Raw genomic sequence first — 22,013 nt, forward strand, 5'->3', positions numbered from 1 at the left:
GTCACAGTAGTGGGGTGGACGTCCGGGAGCTCTGCGATCGCCAGGAGATCATCGATCTCATCACCCGCTACACGTTGTCGGTCGACACCAAGTCCTATGCCGACCTCTTCGACGTGTTCACCCCGGACGCCGTCATGGACTACTCGATGGTCGGCGGTCCGAAGGGTCCCCCCGACGAAGTCGTCCCGTGGATCGAGCAGGGACTGGCCGGGTTCGACCGCTTCCAGCACGTCATCGGTCAGATCGCCATCCAGCTGGACGGCGACAGCGCCAGCGCCACGGCCTACTTCACCAACCCGATGGTGAGCGTCGCGCCGGACGGCACCGAGCGGCTCTTGGAGGTCGGCGGCTTCTACCACCACGACCTCGTGCGGACGCCGATAGGTTGGCGCTCGCGCGGGATCATCGACGACATGGTCTGGCACCGAGGATTTTGATGGAGGGACAGATGACGACCCCGCCGAAGCCGCGCCCGGGGTGGCTCGACAAGGACTCCGCGCTCAGCGCGACCCGGCGCATGGCCAAGGTCAACGTGTGGCTCTACCAGCACACCGGGGGGCGGGTCGGCGGCAAGTGGCGCGTCGGCTCCGCGTTCCGCAAGCCTGCCCCGGTGCTCCTCCTGAGCCACGTCGGTCGCAAGTCCGGCACGAGCTACACCACCCCGCTCCTCTATCTCCACGACGGACCCGACGTGGTCGTGGTGGCGAGCTCGGGCGGGATGCCCAGGGACCCGCAGTGGCTCGGCAACCTGCTGGCAGCCCCGGAGACCGAGCTCCAGATCAGGTCCGAGGTCGTGCCGGTGCGGGCCCGGCTGGCGTCCGCGCAGGAGAAGGCGCGACTCTGGCCCCGCCTGGTCGACCTCTATGCCGACTTCGCGTCCTACCAGTCGTGGACCGACCGGGACATCCCAGTCGTGATCTGCGAACCACGTTGAACACTCGAGGAGACCAGCACGTGACCGACGACCGGGACCGCCTCAGCGCCGGCGCCCTCGGCGACCCCCGAGACGACGGGCGCGACGAGAGCGGCCCTCGCATCCAGGACCGACCGGTCGTGATGGGCCTGGTCGCCCTGGTCGCGGTGGCGGTCGTGGTCGGGGTCCTCGGCGGCGTGGCCGCGCTCGTCGGCAGCAGGGTCCTGGGCCTGGACGGCGATGCCTCGTCAGCAGCCGAGTCGGATGCCACCAGCGGGAGCTCGCTCTATCTCCCCGAGCCGACGATCACCTCCGAGGCCCCGCCGGTGGACGCCGAGGCGCCGGCGACCAGCGAGCCGTCCACGACGGCCGCCACGACCGAGATCTCGCTGTCCGCCAACCAGTCGTCGGTCGGCCCGATGCAGCAGATCGACCTGACCGGCACCTATCCCGCCGGTGAGGGCGCGATCCTGCAGGTGCAGCGCTTCGAGGACGGCGCCTGGTCGGACTTCCCGGTCACCATGTCGGTCAGCAACCAGACCTTCTCGACCTATGTCCAGACGAGCCGGCCCGGTCCCAACAAGTTCCGCGTGATCGACACCGACACCGACCTGTTCTCCAACGAGGTCGTCGTCACCGTCGGTTGAGCCGGTCGAGCCGGCGGGTGAAGACGCCGACCCACACGGTGCCCGCTCCCGCGAGCCCGCCCATCACCACGCAGGCGACCGCCAGGGGTGCGACGGCGGCGGCGACGCTGACCAGGAGTGCGCCGCCAGAGATGCCGATGTCGCCGCACAGGCGCCAGGCGCCGAGATATTGAGCCCGTCCCTCGACCGGGGCCGTGTCAGCCCCGAGCGTCATCACGATCCCTGAGGCCAGCCCGTTGCCGACCGCCATCAGCACCATCACCGCCCCGACGCCCACCACGCCGGAGGTGAGCGGCAGGAGGAGGCAGGCGAGGGCGGTGGTCGCAACGACAGGCACGGCGACGACGGCCCGGCCGTGGTTGTCCATCAGCCAGCCGCCCGGGAAGAAGAACGCGATGTCCACGGCAGCCGCCACGGCGAAGATCAACGACGTGGTGCTCGCGGACAGTCCGAGGTGGTCGGCCCACAGCGGCAGCAGCCCGATGCGCAGCGACCGGCTCGCGGCGATGATGACGACAGCCACGCCGACCGTCAGCAGCGTGTGCCGATGGGCGACCAGCACGGAGACGACCGACAGGTGCGTCGCCGTACTGCGCTCGTCCGAGCCGTAGTCCGGCATCAGCCGCGCCAGCACGGCGGAGGCCAGCGACATCGCGGCTGCCAGCCAGAACACCGAGGTGAGGTCGCTGAGGTGGATCAGGCCGGCGCCGAGCAGCGGTCCGACGAGCACTCCGACCCGCATGCTGCCGCCGAGCCCGGCCATCGCGCGGGCCCTGAACGCCACGGGGACGGCGTCGATCATGTAGCCCTGGCGGGCCATCAGGAACACCGTCCACGTCATCCCGCTGAACGTCACGGCGAGCCCGAGGGCCCACACCGAGTCGGTGAGTGCGGCAGCGGCCATCGCGACGGCGTCGAGGAACCCCACGGTGGTCAGGGCCCGGCGTTCGCCGATGCGCGCCACCAGCGCGCCGGCCGGCAGCGACGCCACCAGGCTGCCCAGTCCGAGCAGGGCCACCACCATCGCGGCGGTCGACACGTCGGCGCCGAGCTCGCGGGCACGCAGCACCAGGATCGGGATGACCGCGCCGTGCCCGATCGCGTTGACGACCATCGGGGCGTAGGCCGCCAGCGCGATGTCGCGCAGGCGGAAGTCGGTGTCCGCCCCAGCGGTGTCGGCCTTCACCCGGCCATTGTCCGCGGTGGCCGCGCGCGGCGTTCGAGCAGGCCGCCCGTCGACGCCGTTGCGTCAGTCCAGCAGCCCCAGCGTGCGCAGCTCCGCGGCGACGAAGTCACCGAAGGCGGCGTGGCCGGCCGCAGTCAGGTGCAGGCGGTCAGGCAGGTAGTCCAGGCGTATGGCGCTGGCATCGACGTACGGCACGTCGAGCTCCGCGCACAGCTGCTCGAGCACGGTGTCGACCCGGCCGACACGGGCCGCTCGGGCCGGGGCGGTCGCCGGCCCCACGACGACCAGCTCGTGGGTGCCCACTTTGTTCACGAGGGAGCGGAGCCCCGCGCGGATGTCTGCAGCCGACTGGTCGTGGTCGTTGAGCCCGCCGGCGACGACCACCAGGTCGGCATCCCGCGCGGCGCGGACCCGGGTCGCGAAGGACCGGTCGCCACAGTGGCTGGCCCCCTGCTGAACCCGGAGCCGGAGAAGCCTGCCACGTCGACGCGTCCCGGAAGTCGGGCCGGCCAGGACTGATGCAGGTCACGCAGGCCCAGGCCGACGCTCCACGAGTCGCCGATCACCACGGTCGAGCCACCGCGTCCGGTGGTGCCGCGGGCACGCTCGGCGGCGTCGACCTGGTGCCGTTCGCACAGTGCCTGCGCGGAGGCGCGTGCTCGCACGGTCGCGAGCGCCGCCATCGCTGTGGCGATGACGACCACGACGACCGCCAGCGCGGTGAGCTGGCGTGCTGAGGGGAGAGGGCGAAGGAAGCCGGCCCGGGGTGTCACCCGGCGATCATCCTCCGTCGAACCCACCGCCGTACCCCGTTTGGGCAAGTCTTCCCCCACAAAGAGGAGCGCGCACGATGGCCATTGGGGTGGAACCCCCTCGGGTGCCCTGTGGGATAGTCGATGGGCCGTTCAAGCCCCCGCGAAAGGACCACCCTGCATGTCGCCAGGCAGCCTGCCTACCGCTGCGACGATGCGGTTCGGTGAGCTCGACATCGCCTATGACGACCGGTTGCTCGTGCCGCGGGAGTGGACGCTCGCGCAGTCCCGCTGGGCGAGCGAGATCCTCCGGACGACCCCGCCCGGGCGGGTGCTCGAGCTCTGCTCCGGCGCCGGGCACATCGGGCTGCACGCGGTGCTGGAGTCGGACCGTGCGTTGGTGTGCGTCGACGACGCCGAGGTCGCCTGCGACTACACCCGCCGCAATGCGCAGGCGGCGGGGCTGGCAGGCCGGGTGGAGGTGCGGTGCGCCCGGCTGGAGGAGGCGTTGGCGCCCGACGAGCGGTTCGCCCTGGTCGTCGCGGATCCGCCGTGGGTCCCCAGCGGTGGGATCGAGCAGTTCCCCGAGGACCCGCCCCACGCCATCGACGGCGGGGCTGACGGGCTCGACCTCGTGCGCGCCGTCCTGACCGTTGCCGGGCAACACCTGGTCGAGGGCGGGTCACTGCTGCTGCAGGTCGGTCCCGGCCAGGAGGCGGGGGTGGCCGAGCGCGCCGGCACGAACGGGCTCGTGGTCGTCGACGTACGCCACGAGGGCGACCGGGGCTCGCTGATCCGCCTGGACCGACACGAGGGAAGTGACTGATGCGTCTGCCAAGCTCCCGCGGGCCCGTCTCCGAGGCCGTCATCGCGGCGCTCACCTCTGGAACCCTCGCCGAGGTCGTCGTCCGGCCCAGCCCCGATCCGCTGGCCGACGAAGACATCCAGCTGTCCCTGTGGCTGCTCTACTCCCTGCACTACGAGGGCCTGGACGACGTCGACCCTGCGCTGGAGTGGGACCCCGAGCTGATCCGGCTCCGTCGCTCGCTGGAGGGGCTGGTGCTGGACGCGCTGCGCACCCGGACGGCCGAGGTGGTCGACCAGGTGGCGGACGGCGAGGCTGCCCTCGCCGACCGCATCTTCGAGCTGTGCGACTCCTTTCCCGGACCGTCCGTGGCGCGCTTCATCCAGCGCGAGGCCACCGCGGACCAGTTCGCCGAGCTGCTGGTCCACCGCAGCATCTACAACCTGCGTGAGACCGATCCGCAGATGTTCGCGATGCCGCGTCTGCCCGGGCGTGCCCAGGTGGCGATGGCAGAGCTCGCCTACGACGAATACGGCGGCGGCCACCCTGACCGACTGCACAGCCTGCTCTACGCCCGGGCGATGGAGCAGTGTGGCCTGGTCAGCGAGCCCGGGGGCTACGTCGACTCCGTTCCCGCGACCACGCTGGCCGTGGTCAACGTGATGCACCTCTTCGCGCTGCGCCGCGAGCTGGCGCCGGCCTCTGCGGGCCACTACGGCGTCTTCGAGGCGACCAGCTCCGCACCCAGCAAGCAGCTCGCGTCGGGTGCTGAGCGACTCGGGCTCCCGGATGCGGTCCGCGACTACTTCGAGGAGCACGTGGAGGCCGACGCCGTGCACGAGCAGCTGGTGCTCCGCGACATCTGCGGCGCGCTGGTCGACCACGATCGCGCCAACGAGCCCGTCGTGCTGTTCGGAGCTGCCAGCTGCCTCGTGGTCGAGGCGGCGGCGGGCGAGGTCCTGCTGCAGGCATGGCAGGACGGGCGCAGCAGCCTGCGCGAGGCCACCGGCGAGCGGGTCGCGTCGTGACCTCGGTCGCCCGTGTCCGCGTGACCGCCTGCCCGGACGGGCCGCTGCTCCTTCGCGGCGCGGACGAGCTGACGGACGAGCAGGGCGTCGTCCACCCGGTGACTCGCCCGGTCGTCGCCGTCTGCCGGTGTGACATGTCCCAACGGATGCCCTGGTGCGACGGAACCCACCGCGCGCTCCAGCGCGCCCGTCTCAACCGCGAGGACAACGAGCGCACCCCCAGAGCAGGAGACGACTCATGAAGGCCGACCCGTCCGAGACGGCCGCGACGTCCAGCGTCACCTACGCCGCGCTGGCCAGGCTGGCGTGGCGCCACGGCCGCTCAGACCTGCTGTCGGGGTCGTCGTCGGACGACTTCGGCTTCGTCGACGACGAGCAGCCGTTGGGCGAGGCGGACCGGGGCGAGGCGCTCGCCCGCGACCTCGAGAAGCTGGGTCCCACCTTCATCAAGCTCGGGCAGCTGCTGTCCACCCGTTTCGACCTGTTGCCCGCGAGCTACACGACGGCCCTGGCGCGGCTGCAGGACGAGGTCGAGCCCTTCGCCTTCGAGACGGTCAAGGAGATCGTCGAGGCCGAGCTCGGCGCTGACCTTCGACACCTGTATGCCGACTTCGACCCCGAGCCGATCGCGGCCGCGTCCCTGGGGCAGGTGCACCGGGCCACCCTGCGGAACGGACGCGAGGTTGTCGTCAAGGTCCAGCGGCCCCACGTGCGCGACGTCGTCCGCGCCGACATGGAGGTGCTGGGCCGGCTGGCCGCCACCGCCGACAAGCGCACCGACCTGGGTCGGCGCTACGGCTTCGAGAAGCTGCTGACCCAGTTCCGGCGCTCCCTGGCCGGAGAGCTCGACTACCGCCGCGAGGCGCGCAACCTCCTGCGCTTCATCGACCTCACGCAGGGCTACGACCTGCTCGTCGTGCCCGAACCGGTCATGACCCACACCACCGGGCGCGTCCTGACCATGGACCGCGTCGAGGGACGCAAGGTCACCGACGTCGGGCGCCTCGGGCTGATCGACATCGACGCGCGTCCGATCGTGGAGCAGCTGTTCGCGTGCTACCTGGAGATGATGCTCGACAAGGGCGTCATCCACGCCGACCCCCACCCGGGCAACCTCATGCTGACCGACGACGGCCGGCTGGCCCTGATCGACTTCGGGATGATCGCCACGGTGCCCTCCCGCATGCAGGACCACGTGCTGAAGCTGCTCCTGGCGATCAGCGACGGCGAGGGCGAGGAAGCGGCCCGGGTGCTCGCCGCCATGGGACATCCGTTGGCCGACTATGACGCGGCAGCCTTCCGTGACGACGTGACCCACCTCGTCTCCGAGGCGGTCAACGCCGGCTCCGACCTGCAGGCCGGCTCGGTGCTCGTCGAGCTCAGCCGGCTCTCGGGACAGCACGGCCTCCAGCCGCCGGCGGAGATGTCGATGATGGGCAAGGCGCTGCTCAACATCGACCAGGCCACCTTGCACCTCGACCCCGACTTCTCGCCCGCCGAGGCGCTGCGCGACAACGTCGGCGGCATGCTCTCGCACGGGATCGGGATCAGCCCCAGCGGGCTGATCGCCGCAGCGATGGAGGCCAAGGAGTTCACGGCGATGCTGCCCAAGCGCGCCAACCGGATCCTCGACACCCTCGCCGACGGCGAGTTCCACGTCCGGGTGGACGCGATCGACGAGGAGCGCCTGCACACCGTCCTGCAGCGGGTGGCCAACCGCCTCACCCTGGGCCTGATCATCGCCGCCACGATCATGGGCGCCGCGCTGCTGGCCCGGGTGCCGGGTGGTGCCGAGCTCTTCGGCCTGCCCGCTGTCGCCCTGTTCTTCTTCACCTTCGCCGTGTGTGCGGGGGTCGCGCTCACGGTCTGGATCGTGTCGACCGACCGCAAGGTCGCGCGCACCACCCGGGCCTCCGGTCGCACCGACTCCCGCAGCTGAGCCTCGCGACCTTCGTCACAGCGGACCGGGGCGATTTCGCCCCGACCCCGGGAACAATCCGGCGACGCCTGCGTTGTAGCCTGTGAACCAAGTTGAGTGGATGCGGCGCAAGTTGTTTGTCTGGTCATCAAGACCACGGCACACTGGCCGCTCCCGGACATCCCTTGCGAGAGAGAGGCACCACCATGGCTCGAGCCGTCGGCATCGACCTCGGCACGACGAACTCCGTCGTGGCCGTCCTTGAGGGTGGAGAACCCACCGTCATCGCCAACGCAGAAGGCGCGCGCACCACCCCGTCCGTCGTGGCGTTCAGCAAGTCCGGCGAGGTCCTCGTCGGTGAGGTGGCCAAGCGTCAGGCCGTCACCAACGTCGACCGCACGATCCGCTCCGTCAAGCGCCACATGGGCACCGACTGGAAGCAGAAGATCGACGACAAGGACTTCACGCCCCAGCAGATCAGCGCGTTCGTGCTGCAGAAGCTCAAGCGCGACGCCGAGGCCTACCTCGGCGAGCCGGTCACCGACGCGGTCATCACCGTCCCGGCCTACTTCTCCGACGCCCAGCGCCAGGCCACCAAGGAGGCCGGCGAGATCGCGGGCCTCAACGTCTCCCGGATCGTCAACGAGCCGACGGCGGCCGCGTTGGCATACGGCCTCGACAAGGGCGACGACCAGACCATCCTCGTCTTCGACCTGGGCGGCGGCACCTTCGACGTGTCCCTGCTCGAGATCGGCGAGGGCGTCGTCGAGGTCAAGGCGACCTCCGGTGACAACCACCTCGGTGGTGACGACTGGGACAACCGCGTCGTCGAGTGGATGGTGAAGAAGTTCAAGGACAACAACGGCGTCGACCTCGCGGCCGACAAGATCGCCAAGCAGCGCCTCCAGGAGGCGGCCGAGAAGGCCAAGATCGAGCTGTCGTCCTCGAGCGAGACCACGATCCACCTGCCCTACATCACCCACGGCGAGGGCGGCCCGCTGCACTTCGAGGAGAAGCTCACGCGCAGCGAGTTCCAGAAGCTGACGGCCGACCTGCTCGACCGCACCCGTGAGCCCTTCAAGTCGGTGCTCAAGGACGGCGGCGTCGAGGTCAGCAAGATCGACCACGTGGTCCTCGTCGGTGGCTCGACCCGGATGCCGGCCGTGGGCGAGCTCGTCACCGAGCTCCTCGGGGGCAAGCAGCCCAACAAGGGCGTCAACCCCGACGAGGTCGTCGCCGTCGGCGCCGCCCTCCAGGCCGGTGTCCTCAAGGGCGAGGTCAAGGACGTGCTGCTCCTCGACGTCACCCCGCTGTCCCTGGGCATCGAGACCAAGGGTGGCGTGATGACCAACCTGATCGAGCGCAACACCACGATCCCGACCAAGCGCTCGGAGATCTTCACGACCGCCGACGACAACCAGCCGTCGGTGGAGATCAAGGTCGCGCAGGGCGAGCGCCAGATGTGGGCGCAGAACCAGCCGCTCGGCAACTTCGAGCTCACCGGCCTGCCGCCCGCCCCCGCGGCGTGCCCAAGATCGAGGTCACCTTCGACATCGACGCCAACGGCATCGTCCACGTCTCTGCCAAGGACCACGCGTCCGGCCGCGAGCAGTCGATGACCATCTCCGGCGGCTCGGCGCTGTCCAAGGACGAGATCGACCGCATGGTCAAGGAGGCCGAGCAGTACGCCGAGGAGGACGCCAAGCGTCGCGAGGCCATCGAGGTCCGCAACCAGGCCGACGGCCTCGTCTACTCCACGGAGAAGTTCCTCTCCGAGAACGAGGACAAGGTCCCCGACGACGTCAAGACCGAGGTTCGCGCCGACGTCGACGCCCTCAAGGAGACCCTGGTCAACGAAGAGGCCAGCGCCGAGGACCTCACTGCCGGGGTGACCAAGCTCAGCGAGTCCAGCCAGAAGATGGGTGCTGCGATGTATGCCGCGGCCGAGGCCGCCGGCACCGCTGACGGGGCCGAGGCTGCGCCGGACGCGGAGCAGGGCGACGACATCGTCGACGCCGAGATCGTCGACGAGCCGGTCGACGGCTCCGGTGAGGGCGAGTCCAAGTGACCAGCTCCTCCGAGACGGGCGCGGAGGGCACTGGCCAGGAGGGGTCCTTCGGTGACGAGGCTGCGGAGATGACCGACCAGACCGAGGTCGAGGTGCCCCTCGAGGGCGCCTCGGCCCCGGCCGTCGCTCCGGAGGTCCAGCAGGAGGACGCGGAGGCGGACTCGCAGGAGGGCTCGCAGGCGAGCTCGGAGCAGGGCCCGGAGGAGTCAGAGGACGACGGGCCCTCGGCCGACGAGCAGCTCCTCGAGATGACCGCAGACCTCCAGCGGCTGCAGGCGGAGTTCCTCAACTACAAGCGCCGGGTCGACCGCGACCGGGCTCTGATCGCGGAGAACGCGACCTACAAGGTCCTCCAGCCCATCATCGAGGTGCTCGACACCATCGACCGGGCCCGTGAGCACGGCGAGCTCGACGGTGGGTTCAAGGCCGTGGCCGAGCAGCTCGAGCGCATCGTCACCGGACTCGGGCTGACCAAGTTCGGCGCGCCCGGCGACGTCTTCGACCCGACGATCCACGAAGCGCTGAGCCACATCGGCGAGGATCCTGACGTCGAGGTCACCACGGCCAAGGTCGTGGCCAAGGCCGGCTACAAGATCAACGACCGGGTGGTGCGGGCGGCCCAGGTGCTGGTGGTGGATCCCGTCAGCGCCTAGCCCGACCCGGACACGTCATGGGGGCTGGTCACCCTGACAGCCAGTCCCCATGACGTCCCAGCAGACCGGACACACGAGAGGAGGTGCGCGCATGGCTGAGAACGACAGCTTCCGCAACGACTGGGCGACCAAGGACTTCTACCAGGTCCTCGGCGTCAGCAAGGACGCCAGCGCCGAGGAGATCAAGAAGGCCTACCGCAAGCTGGCGCGCGCCAACCACCCCGACTCCAACCCCGACGACGACGCCAAGCACCAGAAGTTCAAGTCGGTCGCCGAGGCCTACGACGTCGTGGGCGATGCCGACAAGCGCAAGAAGTACGACGAGTTCCGATCGCTGTCCGCAGGCGGGTTCCCCGGCGGGTTCAACCGCGGCGGGGGCGGCGGCGGGGGTGCGGGCGGCTTCGACATCAACGACCTGCTGCGCGAGCAGGGCGGTGCCGGTGGCTTCGGTGACATGTTCGGCGACCTGTTCGGCGGGGGTGCCCGCCAGCAGCGCCAGCCGCGGCCGCGCAAGGGCCAGGACATCGAGACCACTGCCAACATCGGGTTCACCGACGCGCTGGAGGGGGTCACGATCTCCCTGCGGCTGACCTCCGACGCCGCCTGTGCGACCTGCAAGGGATCGGGCGGCAAGCCCGGCACCCGGCCGCACATCTGCCCGGAGTGCGAGGGGGCCGGCTATGTCGTCGCAGGCGTCGGCGGCGCCTTCTCGATGAACGAGACGTGCCCGACCTGCCGTGGTCGCCAGCTCGTCTATGACGACCCGTGTCCGTCCTGCCGTGGGAGCGGACGAGGCACCTCGGCCCGGACGATCCAGGCGCGCATCCCGGCCGGGGTCAAGGACGGCCAGCGGATCCGGGTTCGTGGCAAGGGCGCGACCGGGGAGAGCGGTGGCCCGGCCGGCGACCTGCTCGTCAAGGTGGCGGTCGCAGCCCACCCGGTCTTCGGTCGCAAGGGCGACAACCTGACGATCGACGTCCCGGTCTCCTTCGACGAGGCTGCGCTGGGGGCGGACATCAAGATCCCGACCCTCGGCGGCGCGCCTGTGACCCTGAAGGTCCCGCCCGGGACCCCCAACGGCCGCACCTTCCGGGTCCGTGGCAAGGGCGCGACGAAGAAGGACGGCACCAGGGGTGATCTGCTCGCCACGATCGAGGTGAGCGTCCCGCCCACCCTCGACCCCGCTGCCCGGGAGGCGCTCGAGGCCTATCGCAGCGCCACGGCCGGCATCCCGCTGCGCGACCAGCTCTTCTCGCAGGCGAGGTGAGTGCTGATGAGCTTCGGTGCCCCACCCCCCGACGCAGCCGTCTATGTCATCAGCGTGGCGGCCGAGCTGACCGGCCTGCACCCCCAGACGCTGCGCGCCTATGAGCGGATGGGCCTGATCACTCCGGGCCGGACCGGTGGCGGCGGCAGGCGCTACTCCCACCGCGACCTCGAGCTGCTGCGGGAGATCGCCGACCTGACGTCGTCCGGGATCGGCATCGAGGGCGTGCGCCGCATCCTGGAGCTCGACAACCAGGTTGCCGCCCTGCGCCAGCGCAACGAGGAGCTCGTCGCGGAGCTGAAGGCGACGCGTGCGGCCCTGCGCCAGGCGCTCGAGGCCGCAGCCGCCGCCGGGGCCGCCATCCCCCGAGCCGGCTGCCCGTGCTGCGCGAGCACGGCGTGGGCCGCTCGGTCCTGCTGTGGCGTCAGGGTTCCTGACGCACGGTCGCGGCACGCGCGGCGATCACGCCAGCGCGGACTCCGGCACGCCGAGCGGGTGGGGCGCCGACTCGCCACGCAGCTCTGCGACCCGGCTGATCAGCTGACCCATCACCTCGTCGGCGAGCCGACGGATCGTCGCGTCGTCGGGCACCTCGTCCCCGACGACGCCTGCCAGGCGGCGTACGTCGATGGGCTCGCCGACCGCGACCCGGACCACGGGGCGCCACAGCAGGTTGCGCAGCAGGCGAGTGACGACCCGCGTGGTGCCGACGACGTCGTGGGCGCCGACCAGGGCGACCGGGACGATGGGGGCGCCGGTGCGCAGCGCCAGCCGGACGGCCCCGGTCTTGCTGCGCTCGGGCCACTTCGCCGGGTCGCGCGTGATCCGGCCCTCCGGGAACAGTCCCACCGCCTCGCCCGCAGCCAGCGCCAGCTCGGCCTGGCCCAGCGAGTCGGCCGCGGTCGCGGTGCCACGCAGCACGGGGATGAAGCCCAGTCGGCGCAGCAACGGGCCGAGGAGGGGGTGGCGGAACACGCCACCGGTGGCCATCAGGCGCAGGGACCGGCCCAGGCGCCGCCCCACGATGGCCAGCAGGAAGCCGTCGGCGAAGCCGGTGTGGTTGGCCACGACGATCACCGGACCGGCAGGCAGGGGGTGGTCGGGCATCGCCCGGCGGGTGAGCTCGAGCCGGCTGACGGTGCCCGCCACGGTGCCGACCAGACTGGTCAGGAGGGCGTAGAGGACGGCGGCCCGGAGGCCGGGCTGCTGCCACGAGGGGGTGATCATCTGGACAGTGTGGTGCGCGAGCGCCACCTCGCGCGTGGGTAGCGGTGCTCAATGGGGCTACAGGTGCAGTCCGGCCAGGTAGACCTCGCCCCACCCGCCGGCGCCGAGGACGGAGGCCCAGGCCGCCATGAGCATGAACGGGCCGAAGGGCAGGGCGGTACGGCGTCCGGCCCTCCCGCCGACCATCAGGAGCAGGCCCACGATGCTGCCCAGCACGAAGGCGCCGAACCCGGCCGTCAGCAGGGCGCCCCAGGAGAGGTAGGCCGTCATCGCCCCCACGACCCCGGCGAGCTTGACGTCGCCGTACCCCATGGCCCCGGGGGCGCACACTGCGACCACCAGGAAGACGGTGAACAGGATCAGCGCGCCGAGCGCAGCGCGCAGCAGGCCCGCTGGGTCCGCATCGAGCAGGAGCAGGGCCGCGAGGACAGGGTAGGCCGGCGCCACCAGGGCGTTGGGGAGGCGATGGGTGTCGAGGTCGATCAGTGCCAACACGATCGCACCGGCGGCGAACGCGAGATAGGGGCCCAGCAGCGCCGGTCGATCCGCGAACCGCCAGCCCGCCAGGGCGAAGAGCGCGGCTGTCCCCAGCTCGACGACCGGGTAGCGCGCGCTGATCGGCAGGCCGCAGTCGTAGCACCGTCCACGCAGCACGAGCCAGCCGATCACCGGGACGTTGTGCCGAGCCCTGATCGCCCGGCCGCAGCGTGGACAGGCCGAAGGTGGGCTCACCACGGACTCGCCCCGCGGCACCCGGTGGACCACGACGTTGAGGAACGAGCCGATGGCGAGGCCGAGCACGGCTGACAGGGCAGCGATCATCGCGGTCGGGATCTCGCTCATCGCTGCTCCGCCCAGCTCAGGACCTCGACCCGCCGGCGACCCGGCTCCGGGCGCGCCGGCCCGCTGCCCCACGTGGTGTACGGCGGGTCGGTGATGCTCGCGCGCACCGTCAGGGCATGGGTGCCCCCGCTGGCGCAGGTGGGCTGCTCGACACAGACGTGGACCGCGAGGTCGACGACCGTCACCTTGTTGCCGAGGCCGTGGCCCGCGTCCGGCATCGAGACCAGCGGATAGCCGAAGGTCTGCGAGGGCTGCGCCTTCAGGTCGACGCCCGAAGCGACCAGTCCCCAGCGGAAGGCGACCAGTGCGCTGGTGGAGGAGCCCGGATCGAGGTCGACGTATCCCCTGGGTGCGAACGTCGCGCCCTGCACGACGAACTCGCCGTGGAAGTTGCCGCCGGGAGCCAGGACGAAGGCGACGTCCTGTGCTGCGCGGAGGGAGGCAGGCGCGTAGGTGAGCGTCAAGGTGGCGGCGTCAATGGTCAGGGTGTCGTTCTTGGCGGCGTCCATCATCCGCAGCTCGAGGGTTGGCCTGGTGGCGTCGAACCCACCCCCGGCCAGGAGGTTGCGCAGCTGGTCGGCGAGCTGCACGGATCCCCAGCCTGCTCCGTCCGGAGCGCTGACGGGCAGGGCAGCAGGGAGCTGGGAGTTCACGGTGACCTGCAAGGGGCGGGCGCTCGACTTCGCATATCTCACCCTCAGCTCTGCAGAGGAGATGTCACCTCCGGCCGGGATGGCCGAGAGGCCCGGGAAGTTGCGCAGGTCGATGCCGACGTCGTCGTTGTTCCCCGCGATGGTCCAGGTGACGTTCGACGCGTCCGCGGCAGCGATGGCGCTCTGGAGGGAGGTCGGCGGCGTCGTCACCGGTGCCACCGTTCCCGCGGTCCATTTGTCGCCGCCGGCGTTGCCTGTCCGCTGGTCGACGTTGCCGGCGCTGACCGGACCCATCGTGATCGGTGCGACCGCTACCCCTGATTGCTGCTGGAAGAGTGTCAGCGGAGGCTCGCCGCCGTTCGACGGTCCGCAGAGCTCGACGTGCGCCGTGTCGCTGACGGTGAGGCGACTGGTCCCACCGAACACGAACTGCACTCCGGCGATCGGGTCGTTGAAGATGGGGCTCTTGCACGTGCCCGGGATCGTGCCGCCGACGTATTCGCCGCCGACGACAGTCCTGGTGATGTTCCAGACGTTCTGGCCACCGTGCATCTCGTCGTTGAAGTCGAAGTAGTACGTGCCGGAGGCGAAGCGCGCCGTCGCACACGCGTTGACGGCGGCCGACAGGGCCGCGGCGTTGTTGTAGAACCCGGGCGAGAACACGCAGCCCGTGACAGAAGCAGGGTTCTGGTAGGGCGGCACCGAGGCCAGCGGCGACGGCGGTGCCACCGGCATCGGGACGCTGCCCGCCTGGTTGCAGGCCTTCGCCGGGTTGCTCACGATCACGCCCGTGCAGGTGCCCTCCGCCTTCACGTAGCCGTCGGTCACGAGCGCGCCGTTGTCGACGGTGATGTAGGACTTCGAGGCGATGCCGCCGCGCACCGGCATCGCCGCCGTGTTGCCGGTCCCGAGTGGCTTGAGGATCATCCCCTGCCTCACCCCGGCGGTTCCGACGGTTGTCAGCGACCGGGCGAAGGCGTCGGTCGGGTCCGGGTCCTCGATGCCGACACCGCTGCCTGCTCCGAAGATGCCCGTGCCGGGCACGACGGAGCACTCGACCCGAGCCGAGCCGTCGGCCGACTGGTCGCCTGCCTTCGGATAGAGGTTCTTCAGCTCGAGCGTGTTCTTGGGCAGGACCCCATCGGCGCCGAAGCAGCCGGCCCCGTCCGCGTTGTTGGTGTAGACCCAGTCGCTCCAGAAGCCGGGGAAGGTGGGGGTCACCCAGCCAGGTGCCCTCGCCCCGAGGCGCAGGTCGTTGAGCGCGACCTTGGCGCCGGTGTCCGCGGCGTACGACGACGCGGCAACACCCTCGAGCGCTGCCGTCGCCCGGAAGTTGGTCCGGCCGTGGGAGAGCAGGGCCCCGGTCACGAGGGCCACCGCGGTGATGATGATGAGCGCCACGATCAGCATCGCCCCGGTGTCGTCGGCGCGCAGCTCCTGAAGACGCGTTCTCATCCCTGCCTCCGGTCGGCCGAGACAGTCGTGGTGTAGCCCTGGCTGTTCGGGTTCGCGGCGTCCTTGACGCTGAACGTCATCGAGACCCGGTTGGGCGGCGTGGCGGCCCCACAGGTGGTGTCGCAGTCGATGGTGGGTGACACCGTGAGGTTGCGTGCGACCGTCTGGGGCTGGCTCGCCGCACTGTTGCGGCACCGCACCCGCCGGAGCAGCAGGCGGCTGCCGGCGGGCACGGTCACGTAGGCCACCTCGTGCGGGGTGACGTCCCAGGCGTTCGCGGGGTTCGCGGCGTTGACGTTGAACTCGTTCCAGGCGAAGGCGACCACGACCGTTCCCACGGCGGTACCACAGCTCCCCGGCCCGGCGGAGCCGACGAACACCGACTGGTCAGGCGTCAGGGCACTCGACGAGTTGAGCGTCTGCCGTCCGAGGCTGCTGACGTCGTTCTGCCAGTAGGTCGAGATGAACTGCTGGTCGGTCGACTCGGTGAGCCGCGCACTCGTGTCGGTGGTGGTCTTGAGGTATTGCAGCACGATCTCGCAGAGCGCGGCGGAGACGATGCCGAGGATCGCGACGCTCAGCACGAGCTCGATCAGCGTGAAGCCGTCATCTGCGTGCCTGCGACCTCGACCTCCAGTCATCAGCTGCATGGGTCTGCCCCCGCGGTGGCCGCGCTGCCGTTGCAGGGGCGGCGCAGGATGACGGTCAGTCTCTCGTCAGCACGGTGGAGGGCATCCCCCGTCGTCGTCACCTTGAGGTCGAGCCGTTGCAGGCCGTCGGTGGTGCAGGGGCCCCATGCGGAGCCGTTCCAGGACTGCACCGCCGTCACTGTCTTCGTGTAGCCCGCGGGCAGGTCGCGCACGGTGACGAGCGCGTAGCCGGACTGGGCGTTCGCGCAGGTCTTGTAGCCGTTGGTGTCGACATCGGTCTGGATCGCCTCCGCGAAGCTGCGGACATAGGCGCCGCCCGACGCGTCGTTGCGGTGCATGACCGAGGTCTGGATGCCCACCAGGAGCCCTTCGAGGATGGCCGCCGCGGCGATGCCGATGATGGCGATTGCCACCACCAGCTCCACGAGGGTCTCGCCACGGTCAGTGCGCTGCGGCGTTCGACGGGATTCCATGTCACACGTCGACCTGCCGGAAGATGCCATACATCGCAGAGACCAGCGCGATCGCGACGAAGCCGACGATCAGGCCCATGACGACGATGACGATCGGTTCGAAGAGCGCGGTCAGCTTCGCGATCTTGTAGTTGAGCTCGGTCTCGTAGTACTCCGCCGTGACCTCGAGCTGGGTGTCGAGGGAGCCGGTGTCCTCGCCCACCCGGAGCATCTGGGTGGCGGTCCCGGGGAAGAGCCCTGTCCGCGCCAGCGGCCCTGCGACGCCCTGTCCCTCGAGAATCTGCTCGTTCACCTCCCCCAGCCGCTTGACGTAGACCCGGTTGCGCAGTGCCTCGGTGGTCACCGCCAACCCCTCGGTGAGGTTGACCCCGGCGCCCACCATCGAGGCGAGCACGCGGCAGAAGCGCTCGACCAGGGCGTACTGGATGGTGACCCCGAGCACCGGCACCTTGAGCAGCAGTGCATCGCGGGCGTACTTGCCCTGCTTGGTGCTGGTGATCGCGATGAACAGCACGACGATGGCCACGAGCCCGGCGGCGATCGCCCACCACCAGTCCCCGAGGAAGCCGGTGATCCCCATCAGGATGCGGGTCGGCAGCGGAAGCTCGGCATCGAGGTCGGCGAAGAAGTCCTCGAACTTGGGAAGCACGTAGATCGCCAGGATCACCACGGTGACCATCGACATGACGACGACGACGAGCGGATAGGTCATCGCGGACTTGAGCTTGCGCCGTGCCTCCAGGTCGCGCTCGATGTAGCCCGAGAGGCGCGCGAGCACGGTGTCGAGCTCGCCGGTGAGCTCGGCGGACCGGACGATGCCGCGGTAGAAGGGGGGAAAGACCTTCGGGAAGGCGTCCAGGCAGTCCGAGAACCGCTCGCCGGACCGAAGCTGGTCCTCGATGGTGTTCATCATCCGCCTCACGGAGGAGTTCTCGCTCTCCTTGCCGATGGTGTGCACCGCCTCGAGGATCGGCAGGCCGGCCCGGAGGAAGGCGGCGATCTGCCGGGACAGGTGCATGACCGCCTCGCGCTTGATGCGGGGGCCGGAGATCTCGTAGTGGAGGATGCTCTTCTTCTCGGTCACCTGGAGATGACGCACCTGCTGCTCGTAGAGCGAGACCTCGGCGTCGGCGCGGCTGGCTGCCTTGTGCGTCCCCTTGACCTCGACGCCCTCCACGTCCACGCCGATATAGGCGAACTTGGGCATCTCAGACTCCCGCCACGTAGATGGAGCGCATGACCTCGGCCGCCGTCGTCGACCCGTCCCGCACGAGCCGCACCGCCTGCTCCTGGAGGGTGCGCATGCCCTGGCTCAGCGCAAGCTTGCGCATCTCGTCGTGGGGAGCGCGCTGCACGATGAGCTCGCGCACCTCGTCGGTCACCGTGAGGAGCTCGTACACCCCGGTCCGCTCCAGATAGCCGGTCTGGGCGCACAAGTGGCACCCGGCACCGTGCCGGAAACTCTCGACCGGCTCGGGGCCGCCGGCACCTCCGACCATGCGGAGGAAGGCCATCTCCTCGGCGGACGGCTCGTGGGGCTCGAGGCAGTGAGGGCAGTTGCGCCGGACCAGGCGCTGGGCCACGACCGCCGTCACCGACGATGCGATCAGGAAGGACTCGATCCCCATGTCGAGCAGCCGGTAGAGAGCGGACACCGCCTCGGTGGCGTGCAGCGAGGAAAGCACGAGGTGGCCGGTCAGGGCGGACTGGACCGCGATCCGCGCCGTGTCGGCGTCCCGGATCTCGCCGACGAGGATCACGTCCGGGTCCTGGCGCAGGATCGACTTCAGGCCACCGGCGAACGTGATGCCGGCCTGTTCGTTGATCTGGATCTGGTTGATCGAGTCGAAGGTGTATTCCACCGGGTCCTCGATCGTCATGATGTTGCGGTCGGGCGTGTTGAGCTCCCCCAGCGACGCATAGAGCGTGGTGGTCTTGCCACCTCCGGTGGGGCCGGCGCAGATCACCATCCCGTACGGCGCGTGGATCAGCGTGCTGTAGCGGTCGGCCGTGTCCGGCGGCATGCCGAGCTGCTCGACCCGGAACAGTGGTCGGGACTTGTCCAGCAGCCGCATCACGACCTTCTCGCCACCGACCACGGCGGTGCTCGCCACTCGGATGTCCACCGGGCGGCCCTCCACCTCCATGGAGATCTGGCCGTCCTGGGGTCGCCGCCGCTCGACGATGTTCATGCCACCGAGGATCTTGAGCCGACTCACCATCGCGGGTCCCATCGAACCGGGGAGATCGAGCACGTCCGTGAGGGCACCGTCGATGCGGTAGCGGACTCGGACGCGTTCACCCGACGGCTCGATGTGGATGTCGGACGCACGGTCGCGCAGTGCCTGGGTGACGATCATCTGCACCACCCGGACGACGGGCGCAGCCTCGTTGACGTGTGCGGTCTCGAGCTGGGCGGCCTCACGGCGCAGGCTGTCGCGTGCCTCGAACTCCTGGATCTGCCGACTCACCTCCCCGGTGGCCTTGTAGGCGCTGCCGAGGGCACTCTCCAGGGCTGGCTGCGTCGTGACCCTGGCGATCACCGGCCGACCGATCGCCGCCGCGACGGCCGCCAGGTGCTCCGGGGCGGGGTCCAGGACCCCCACGACGACCTTCTCGCCGTCGACCGTGACCGGGAGCGCCATCAGCGACCGGGCCACGTCGCCCGCCAGGAGGGCAACCGCCTCCTGCTGCGGCGCGGTGCTGCGGAAGTCGAGCACCTCGACGCCGTAGTGCTCGGCCACGGCGCACGCGAGCTCATCGTCGGTGATGACGCCGGCCTCGATCAGCGCGGACGCGAGCGTGCCTTGGGTGCAGGTGCTGCGGACAGCGTCGAGGCGGTGCGGATCCACGCGACGCGACGTGACGAGGATGGTGGCCATCCGCTCGTCATATCCGTCGGCGGCAGGGATCGGCGCCGGCTTGTCCGGAGCGTGGCGGGCGCGCATCTTCATGGCGTCAGAACCTGCCCGCGGCAGCGATGCGCGGCCTGGTGTCGATGTCATTGGGATAGAGGCTCCGTGCGGCCGCGTCGGACTCGCTGACGACACCGTTCTGGATCAGGACCGAGAGGGACTGCTCCAACGTGACCATGCCGTCGCGCATCCCCGTGACGAGGCTGTTGCGCAGCTGGTGGGTCTTGCCCTCCTTGATCAGGTTGCGCACCGCAGGTGTGGCGACAAGGACCTCGTAGGCCGCGGTCATCCCGCCGCCGATCCGGGGGACCAGGCGCTGGTAGACCACGCAGCTGAGGGCGGCCGCAAGCTGGACCCGGATCTGTGCCTGCTGCTCAGCTGGGAAGACGTCGATCATCCGACCGATCGACTGCGCCGTGTCGTTGGTGTGCAGGGTGGCGAAGACGAGGTGGCCGGTCTCGGCCACAGTGAGCGCGAACCGGATGGACTCGAGGTCGCGCATCTCGCCGACGAGGAGGACGTCGGGGTCCTCGCGGAGCACGCTGCGCAACGCGTCGGGGAAGTTGGCCGTGTCGGTGCCCACCTCACGCTGGTTCACCGCCGACATCTTGTGGTCGTGGACGTATTCGATCGGGTCCTCGACCGTGATGATGTGGCAGCCACGGGTGCTGTTGATCAGGTCGATGAGCGAGGCCAGCGTGGTCGACTTGCCCGACCCGGTCGGGCCGGTCATCAGCACCAGGCCCTGGTGCCGCAGCGACAGCTCGCGCAGCACCGGCGGCAGGCCCAGCTGGTCGGGCGACGGGATCAAGCGGGGGATCATCCGCAACGCCACGGCGGTCAGCCCCCGCTGGGTGAAGGCATTGCCGCGGATCCGGGCGTCGTCGCGCCAGGAGAACGAGAAGTCGTACTCGTGGCTGCCGGCCCAGGTCTGGCCCTGCTCGGGCGTGAGCACCTCTGCCAGGAGCGCGTCGGTGTCCTCGGCGCTGAGCGCGCTGGTGTCGGGCGCTGGGGTCAGGACGCTGTCGACCCGGAGCATCGGCGGCAGGCCCACGGAGAGCAGGAGGTCGGTGCCGCCGGCCTGCCACAGCGCGGCGAGCAGCCCGTCGATCCGGCCGCCGATGTGATGGATGTTGGTGTGCATGCTTGGGTCCCCTCAAGCGTCGCTGGAAGTGCTGAGCCGGGAGGACCGCGGCTGGCCGCGGCCCTCCCGTCAGGAGGCGATCAGCAGCCGGCGGCCTTGCCGTCGGCGTCGATCGCGGTGGCTCCAGTCATGGAGGTGGGCACCGACTTGATGTACTTGTCGTCAACCAGCTTCTGGACGTTGGCCGGGTAAGCACCGGTGGGCGACTTAGCGGCGAACGCCTCGGCAGCGACCGAGACGGTCTTGCAGTCGGCTCCCTTGGCCGCGGTCACGGCGTCCTGGCGGAAGGTGCCGACCCCGAAGACGACGATCCCGGCGAGGACGCCGAGGACGACGATGACGATCAGGAGCTCGATGAGCGTGAAGCCGCCCTCGTTCTCGTGACGCTTGGCAAGGCGGGTTCGCATGGTTCGGATCATGATGGTGTCCCCTCTTGGATGTCAGTGAGTGGTTGTGCTCTCGAGCTGACATGCAGTGAAAGAGGAGGTAGGCGCCATCTAGTTGTAAGCGGCGCTTGATACCCAATTAAGAGGAGCCCTCACCACCCCAAAGGGGGTCAGGGGTCAGACCGACAAGCGAGCGCGGGACGGAGTCGCGACGCGTCCGGTGCGTCCCAGGTCGGCCCGCCGGCCCGCGGCGTGCCCGTCGGCGATTCCACCTCCGGAGAGATGGCGCGGCGCTGCCGTTCGCAGGTCGGGATAGAACTCGGCGGCGGTGCGGTCGGCGAGCGCGGCCCGGTCGGCCAGGACCAGGGCGGCCGACGTGCCGGCTGCGGCGAAGTCGGTCTCGGACTCGCGGGCGGCCGCCCGCTCCACCTCCTCGAGGCGATGCCCGATCGCGGCCGCGAACCCGAGCCACCAGGTGCGGCGGTAGGCCGCGGCGTGCTCGCCGCGCGGGACCGGGCGCCGGGTGATCTCGCCGGTGCCTTGGACCAGCAGGCTGGTGAGCAGCATCTCGGCCAGCAGCAGGTCGGTGGTCGCCCCGAACAGGTGCAGCGAGTAGGTCGTCGACCCGTCCTCTCGGCGCTTGCGCAGGACCGCGCTGCAACGCAGCCCGCGCGCGACTGCCGCCCCGAGGCTGCCCTTCTCGTGGGCGTATGGCGCCAGCAGCTCCACGGTGAGGTCGCCGACCACCTCGCGACCCGGGTCGCTGGCGGCCAGCAGGGCGGCGTCGACGCCGTGTCTGGCCATCAGCTCGGTGGCCTTGGCGTTGAACGCCTCCGCCTCCGCAGCCGTGGCGGCCGGGTCTTCGGCCTGCGCCAGCAGCTTGCGGACCCGGGCCAGCTTGTCGTCGTTCATGCGTCTCCTCACGTGGTGACTCCGCACGATGGCACGCATCACCGACACTGCGTGGAGGCTGTCCACAGAGGTCGACACGACGTTGGTTAAAGTTGAGGGGAATCGACTCAACTTGTCG

General features: G+C 70.2%; 22 protein-coding genes and 2 pseudogenes. 11 read left to right on the plus strand and 13 right to left on the minus strand.

Annotated features, from left to right (window positions below; translation table 11 throughout):
- The first annotated feature begins 14 nt into the window (after positions 1-14).
- Genes G7071_RS06450 through G7071_RS06460 form a run of 3 tightly spaced genes read left to right on the plus strand, consistent with a single transcriptional unit; the run spans position 15 to position 1,560 of the window.
- On the plus strand, positions 15-437 hold the full coding sequence (locus G7071_RS06450; RefSeq protein ID WP_166316385.1) for a nuclear transport factor 2 family protein: 423 nt from the start codon (positions 15-17) through the stop codon (positions 435-437).
- 11 nt (positions 438-448) lie between these two features.
- A complete protein-coding gene (locus G7071_RS06455) occupies positions 449-934 on the plus strand; it encodes a nitroreductase family deazaflavin-dependent oxidoreductase (RefSeq protein ID WP_166316388.1) in 486 nt (161 codons plus the stop codon).
- A 20-nt stretch (positions 935-954) separates the two neighbouring features.
- Entirely contained in the window at positions 955-1,560 is a 606-nt protein-coding gene (locus G7071_RS06460; RefSeq protein ID WP_166316391.1) for a hypothetical protein, read from the plus strand.
- On the opposite strand, the gene G7071_RS06465 is transcribed toward G7071_RS06460, so the two are convergent.
- Together G7071_RS06465 and G7071_RS06470 are read right to left on the minus strand one after the other, a co-directional pair.
- The gene (locus G7071_RS06465) at positions 1,547-2,746 is read right to left on the minus strand and encodes an MFS transporter (protein WP_246210533.1); all 1,200 of its coding nucleotides are present in this window, start codon (positions 2,744-2,746) and stop codon (positions 1,547-1,549) included. The genes G7071_RS06460 and G7071_RS06465 overlap by 14 nt on opposite strands.
- Positions 2,747-2,809: 63 nt before the next feature.
- Complete coding sequence (locus G7071_RS06470; RefSeq protein ID WP_166320973.1) at positions 2,810-3,259, minus strand: SGNH/GDSL hydrolase family protein; 450 nt, start codon at positions 3,257-3,259, stop codon at positions 2,810-2,812.
- Between the two features lie 420 nt (positions 3,260-3,679).
- Here G7071_RS06470 and G7071_RS06475 point away from each other — a divergent pair, with 420 nt between their 5' ends.
- From G7071_RS06475 to G7071_RS19055, 8 genes and pseudogenes are all read left to right on the plus strand, one after another.
- Positions 3,680-4,324 (plus strand): methyltransferase, encoded by a 645-nt coding sequence (locus G7071_RS06475; RefSeq protein ID WP_166316393.1) that lies wholly within the window; start codon positions 3,680-3,682, stop codon positions 4,322-4,324.
- Positions 4,324-5,331 carry an iron-containing redox enzyme family protein gene (locus G7071_RS06480; RefSeq protein ID WP_246210535.1) on the plus strand — a complete coding sequence of 336 codons (1,008 nt, stop codon included), beginning with the start codon at positions 4,324-4,326 and terminating at the stop codon, positions 5,329-5,331. Before G7071_RS06475 ends, G7071_RS06480 begins: the two co-directional genes overlap by 1 nt.
- Positions 5,328-5,573 (plus strand): CDGSH iron-sulfur domain-containing protein, encoded by a 246-nt coding sequence (locus G7071_RS06485; RefSeq protein WP_246210537.1) that lies wholly within the window; start codon positions 5,328-5,330, stop codon positions 5,571-5,573. The genes G7071_RS06480 and G7071_RS06485 overlap by 4 nt, the downstream gene beginning before the upstream one ends.
- Positions 5,570-7,270: an ABC1 kinase family protein gene (locus tag G7071_RS06490; protein ID WP_166316399.1), complete on the plus strand. Its 1,701-nt coding sequence runs from the start codon at positions 5,570-5,572 to the stop codon at positions 7,268-7,270. Before G7071_RS06485 ends, G7071_RS06490 begins: the two co-directional genes overlap by 4 nt.
- A 185-nt stretch (positions 7,271-7,455) precedes the next feature.
- A pseudogene (dnaK, locus tag G7071_RS06495) lies at positions 7,456-9,317 on the plus strand (molecular chaperone DnaK).
- On the plus strand, positions 9,314-9,970 hold the full coding sequence (grpE, locus tag G7071_RS06500; RefSeq protein ID WP_246210539.1) for a nucleotide exchange factor GrpE: 657 nt from the start codon (positions 9,314-9,316) through the stop codon (positions 9,968-9,970). The pseudogene dnaK and the gene grpE overlap by 4 nt, the downstream one beginning before the upstream one ends.
- 91 nt (positions 9,971-10,061) lie before the next feature.
- The gene (dnaJ, locus tag G7071_RS06505) at positions 10,062-11,237 is read left to right on the plus strand and encodes a molecular chaperone DnaJ (protein WP_166316402.1); all 1,176 of its coding nucleotides are present in this window, start codon (positions 10,062-10,064) and stop codon (positions 11,235-11,237) included.
- Between the two features lie 6 nt (positions 11,238-11,243).
- Positions 11,244-11,480: pseudogene (locus tag G7071_RS19055) on the plus strand (heat shock protein transcriptional repressor HspR); the annotation flags it as partial.
- Here the strand turns inward: G7071_RS19055 and G7071_RS19060 are convergent.
- The 11 genes from G7071_RS19060 to G7071_RS06560 form a co-directional block, all read right to left on the minus strand.
- The gene (locus tag G7071_RS19060) at positions 11,390-11,632 is read right to left on the minus strand and encodes a hypothetical protein (protein WP_246210540.1); all 243 of its coding nucleotides are present in this window, start codon (positions 11,630-11,632) and stop codon (positions 11,390-11,392) included. The pseudogene G7071_RS19055 and the gene G7071_RS19060 sit on opposite strands and share 91 nt — an antisense overlap.
- A gap of 67 nt (positions 11,633-11,699) precedes the next feature.
- Positions 11,700-12,464: a lysophospholipid acyltransferase family protein gene (locus tag G7071_RS06515; protein ID WP_166316405.1), complete on the minus strand. Its 765-nt coding sequence runs from the start codon at positions 12,462-12,464 to the stop codon at positions 11,700-11,702.
- Between the two features lie 57 nt (positions 12,465-12,521).
- On the minus strand, positions 12,522-13,307 hold the full coding sequence (locus G7071_RS06520; RefSeq protein ID WP_166316408.1) for a prepilin peptidase: 786 nt from the start codon (positions 13,305-13,307) through the stop codon (positions 12,522-12,524).
- On the minus strand, positions 13,304-15,415 hold the full coding sequence (locus tag G7071_RS06525) for a hypothetical protein (RefSeq protein ID WP_166316411.1): 2,112 nt from the start codon (positions 15,413-15,415) through the stop codon (positions 13,304-13,306). The genes G7071_RS06520 and G7071_RS06525 overlap by 4 nt, the downstream gene beginning before the upstream one ends.
- Positions 15,412-16,065 carry a type II secretion system protein gene (locus tag G7071_RS06530; RefSeq protein ID WP_166316414.1) on the minus strand — a complete coding sequence of 218 codons (654 nt, stop codon included), beginning with the start codon at positions 16,063-16,065 and terminating at the stop codon, positions 15,412-15,414. The genes G7071_RS06525 and G7071_RS06530 overlap by 4 nt, the downstream gene beginning before the upstream one ends.
- Positions 16,056-16,538 (minus strand): prepilin-type N-terminal cleavage/methylation domain-containing protein, encoded by a 483-nt coding sequence (locus tag G7071_RS06535; protein WP_166316417.1) that lies wholly within the window; start codon positions 16,536-16,538, stop codon positions 16,056-16,058. Before G7071_RS06535 ends, G7071_RS06530 begins: the two co-directional genes overlap by 10 nt.
- A gap of 1 nt (position 16,539) precedes the next feature.
- Entirely contained in the window at positions 16,540-17,745 is a 1,206-nt protein-coding gene (locus G7071_RS06540; RefSeq protein WP_166316420.1) for a type II secretion system F family protein, read from the minus strand.
- A gap of 1 nt (position 17,746) precedes the next feature.
- Positions 17,747-19,492 (minus strand): GspE/PulE family protein, encoded by a 1,746-nt coding sequence (locus G7071_RS06545; RefSeq protein WP_246210542.1) that lies wholly within the window; start codon positions 19,490-19,492, stop codon positions 17,747-17,749.
- A gap of 4 nt (positions 19,493-19,496) precedes the next feature.
- Complete coding sequence (locus G7071_RS06550; RefSeq protein ID WP_166316423.1) at positions 19,497-20,597, minus strand: type IV pilus twitching motility protein PilT; 1,101 nt, start codon at positions 20,595-20,597, stop codon at positions 19,497-19,499.
- Positions 20,598-20,677: 80 nt separating this feature from the next.
- A complete protein-coding gene (locus G7071_RS06555; protein ID WP_166316426.1) occupies positions 20,678-21,004 on the minus strand; it encodes a competence type IV pilus major pilin ComGC in 327 nt (108 codons plus the stop codon).
- A 156-nt stretch (positions 21,005-21,160) separates the two neighbouring features.
- A complete protein-coding gene (locus G7071_RS06560) occupies positions 21,161-21,895 on the minus strand; it encodes a DUF2786 domain-containing protein (RefSeq protein WP_166316429.1) in 735 nt (244 codons plus the stop codon).
- Positions 21,896-22,013: the final 118 nt, after the last annotated feature.

The organism is Nocardioides piscis (genome assembly GCF_011300215.1).
Classification (GTDB): domain Bacteria; phylum Actinomycetota; class Actinomycetes; order Propionibacteriales; family Nocardioidaceae; genus Nocardioides; species Nocardioides piscis.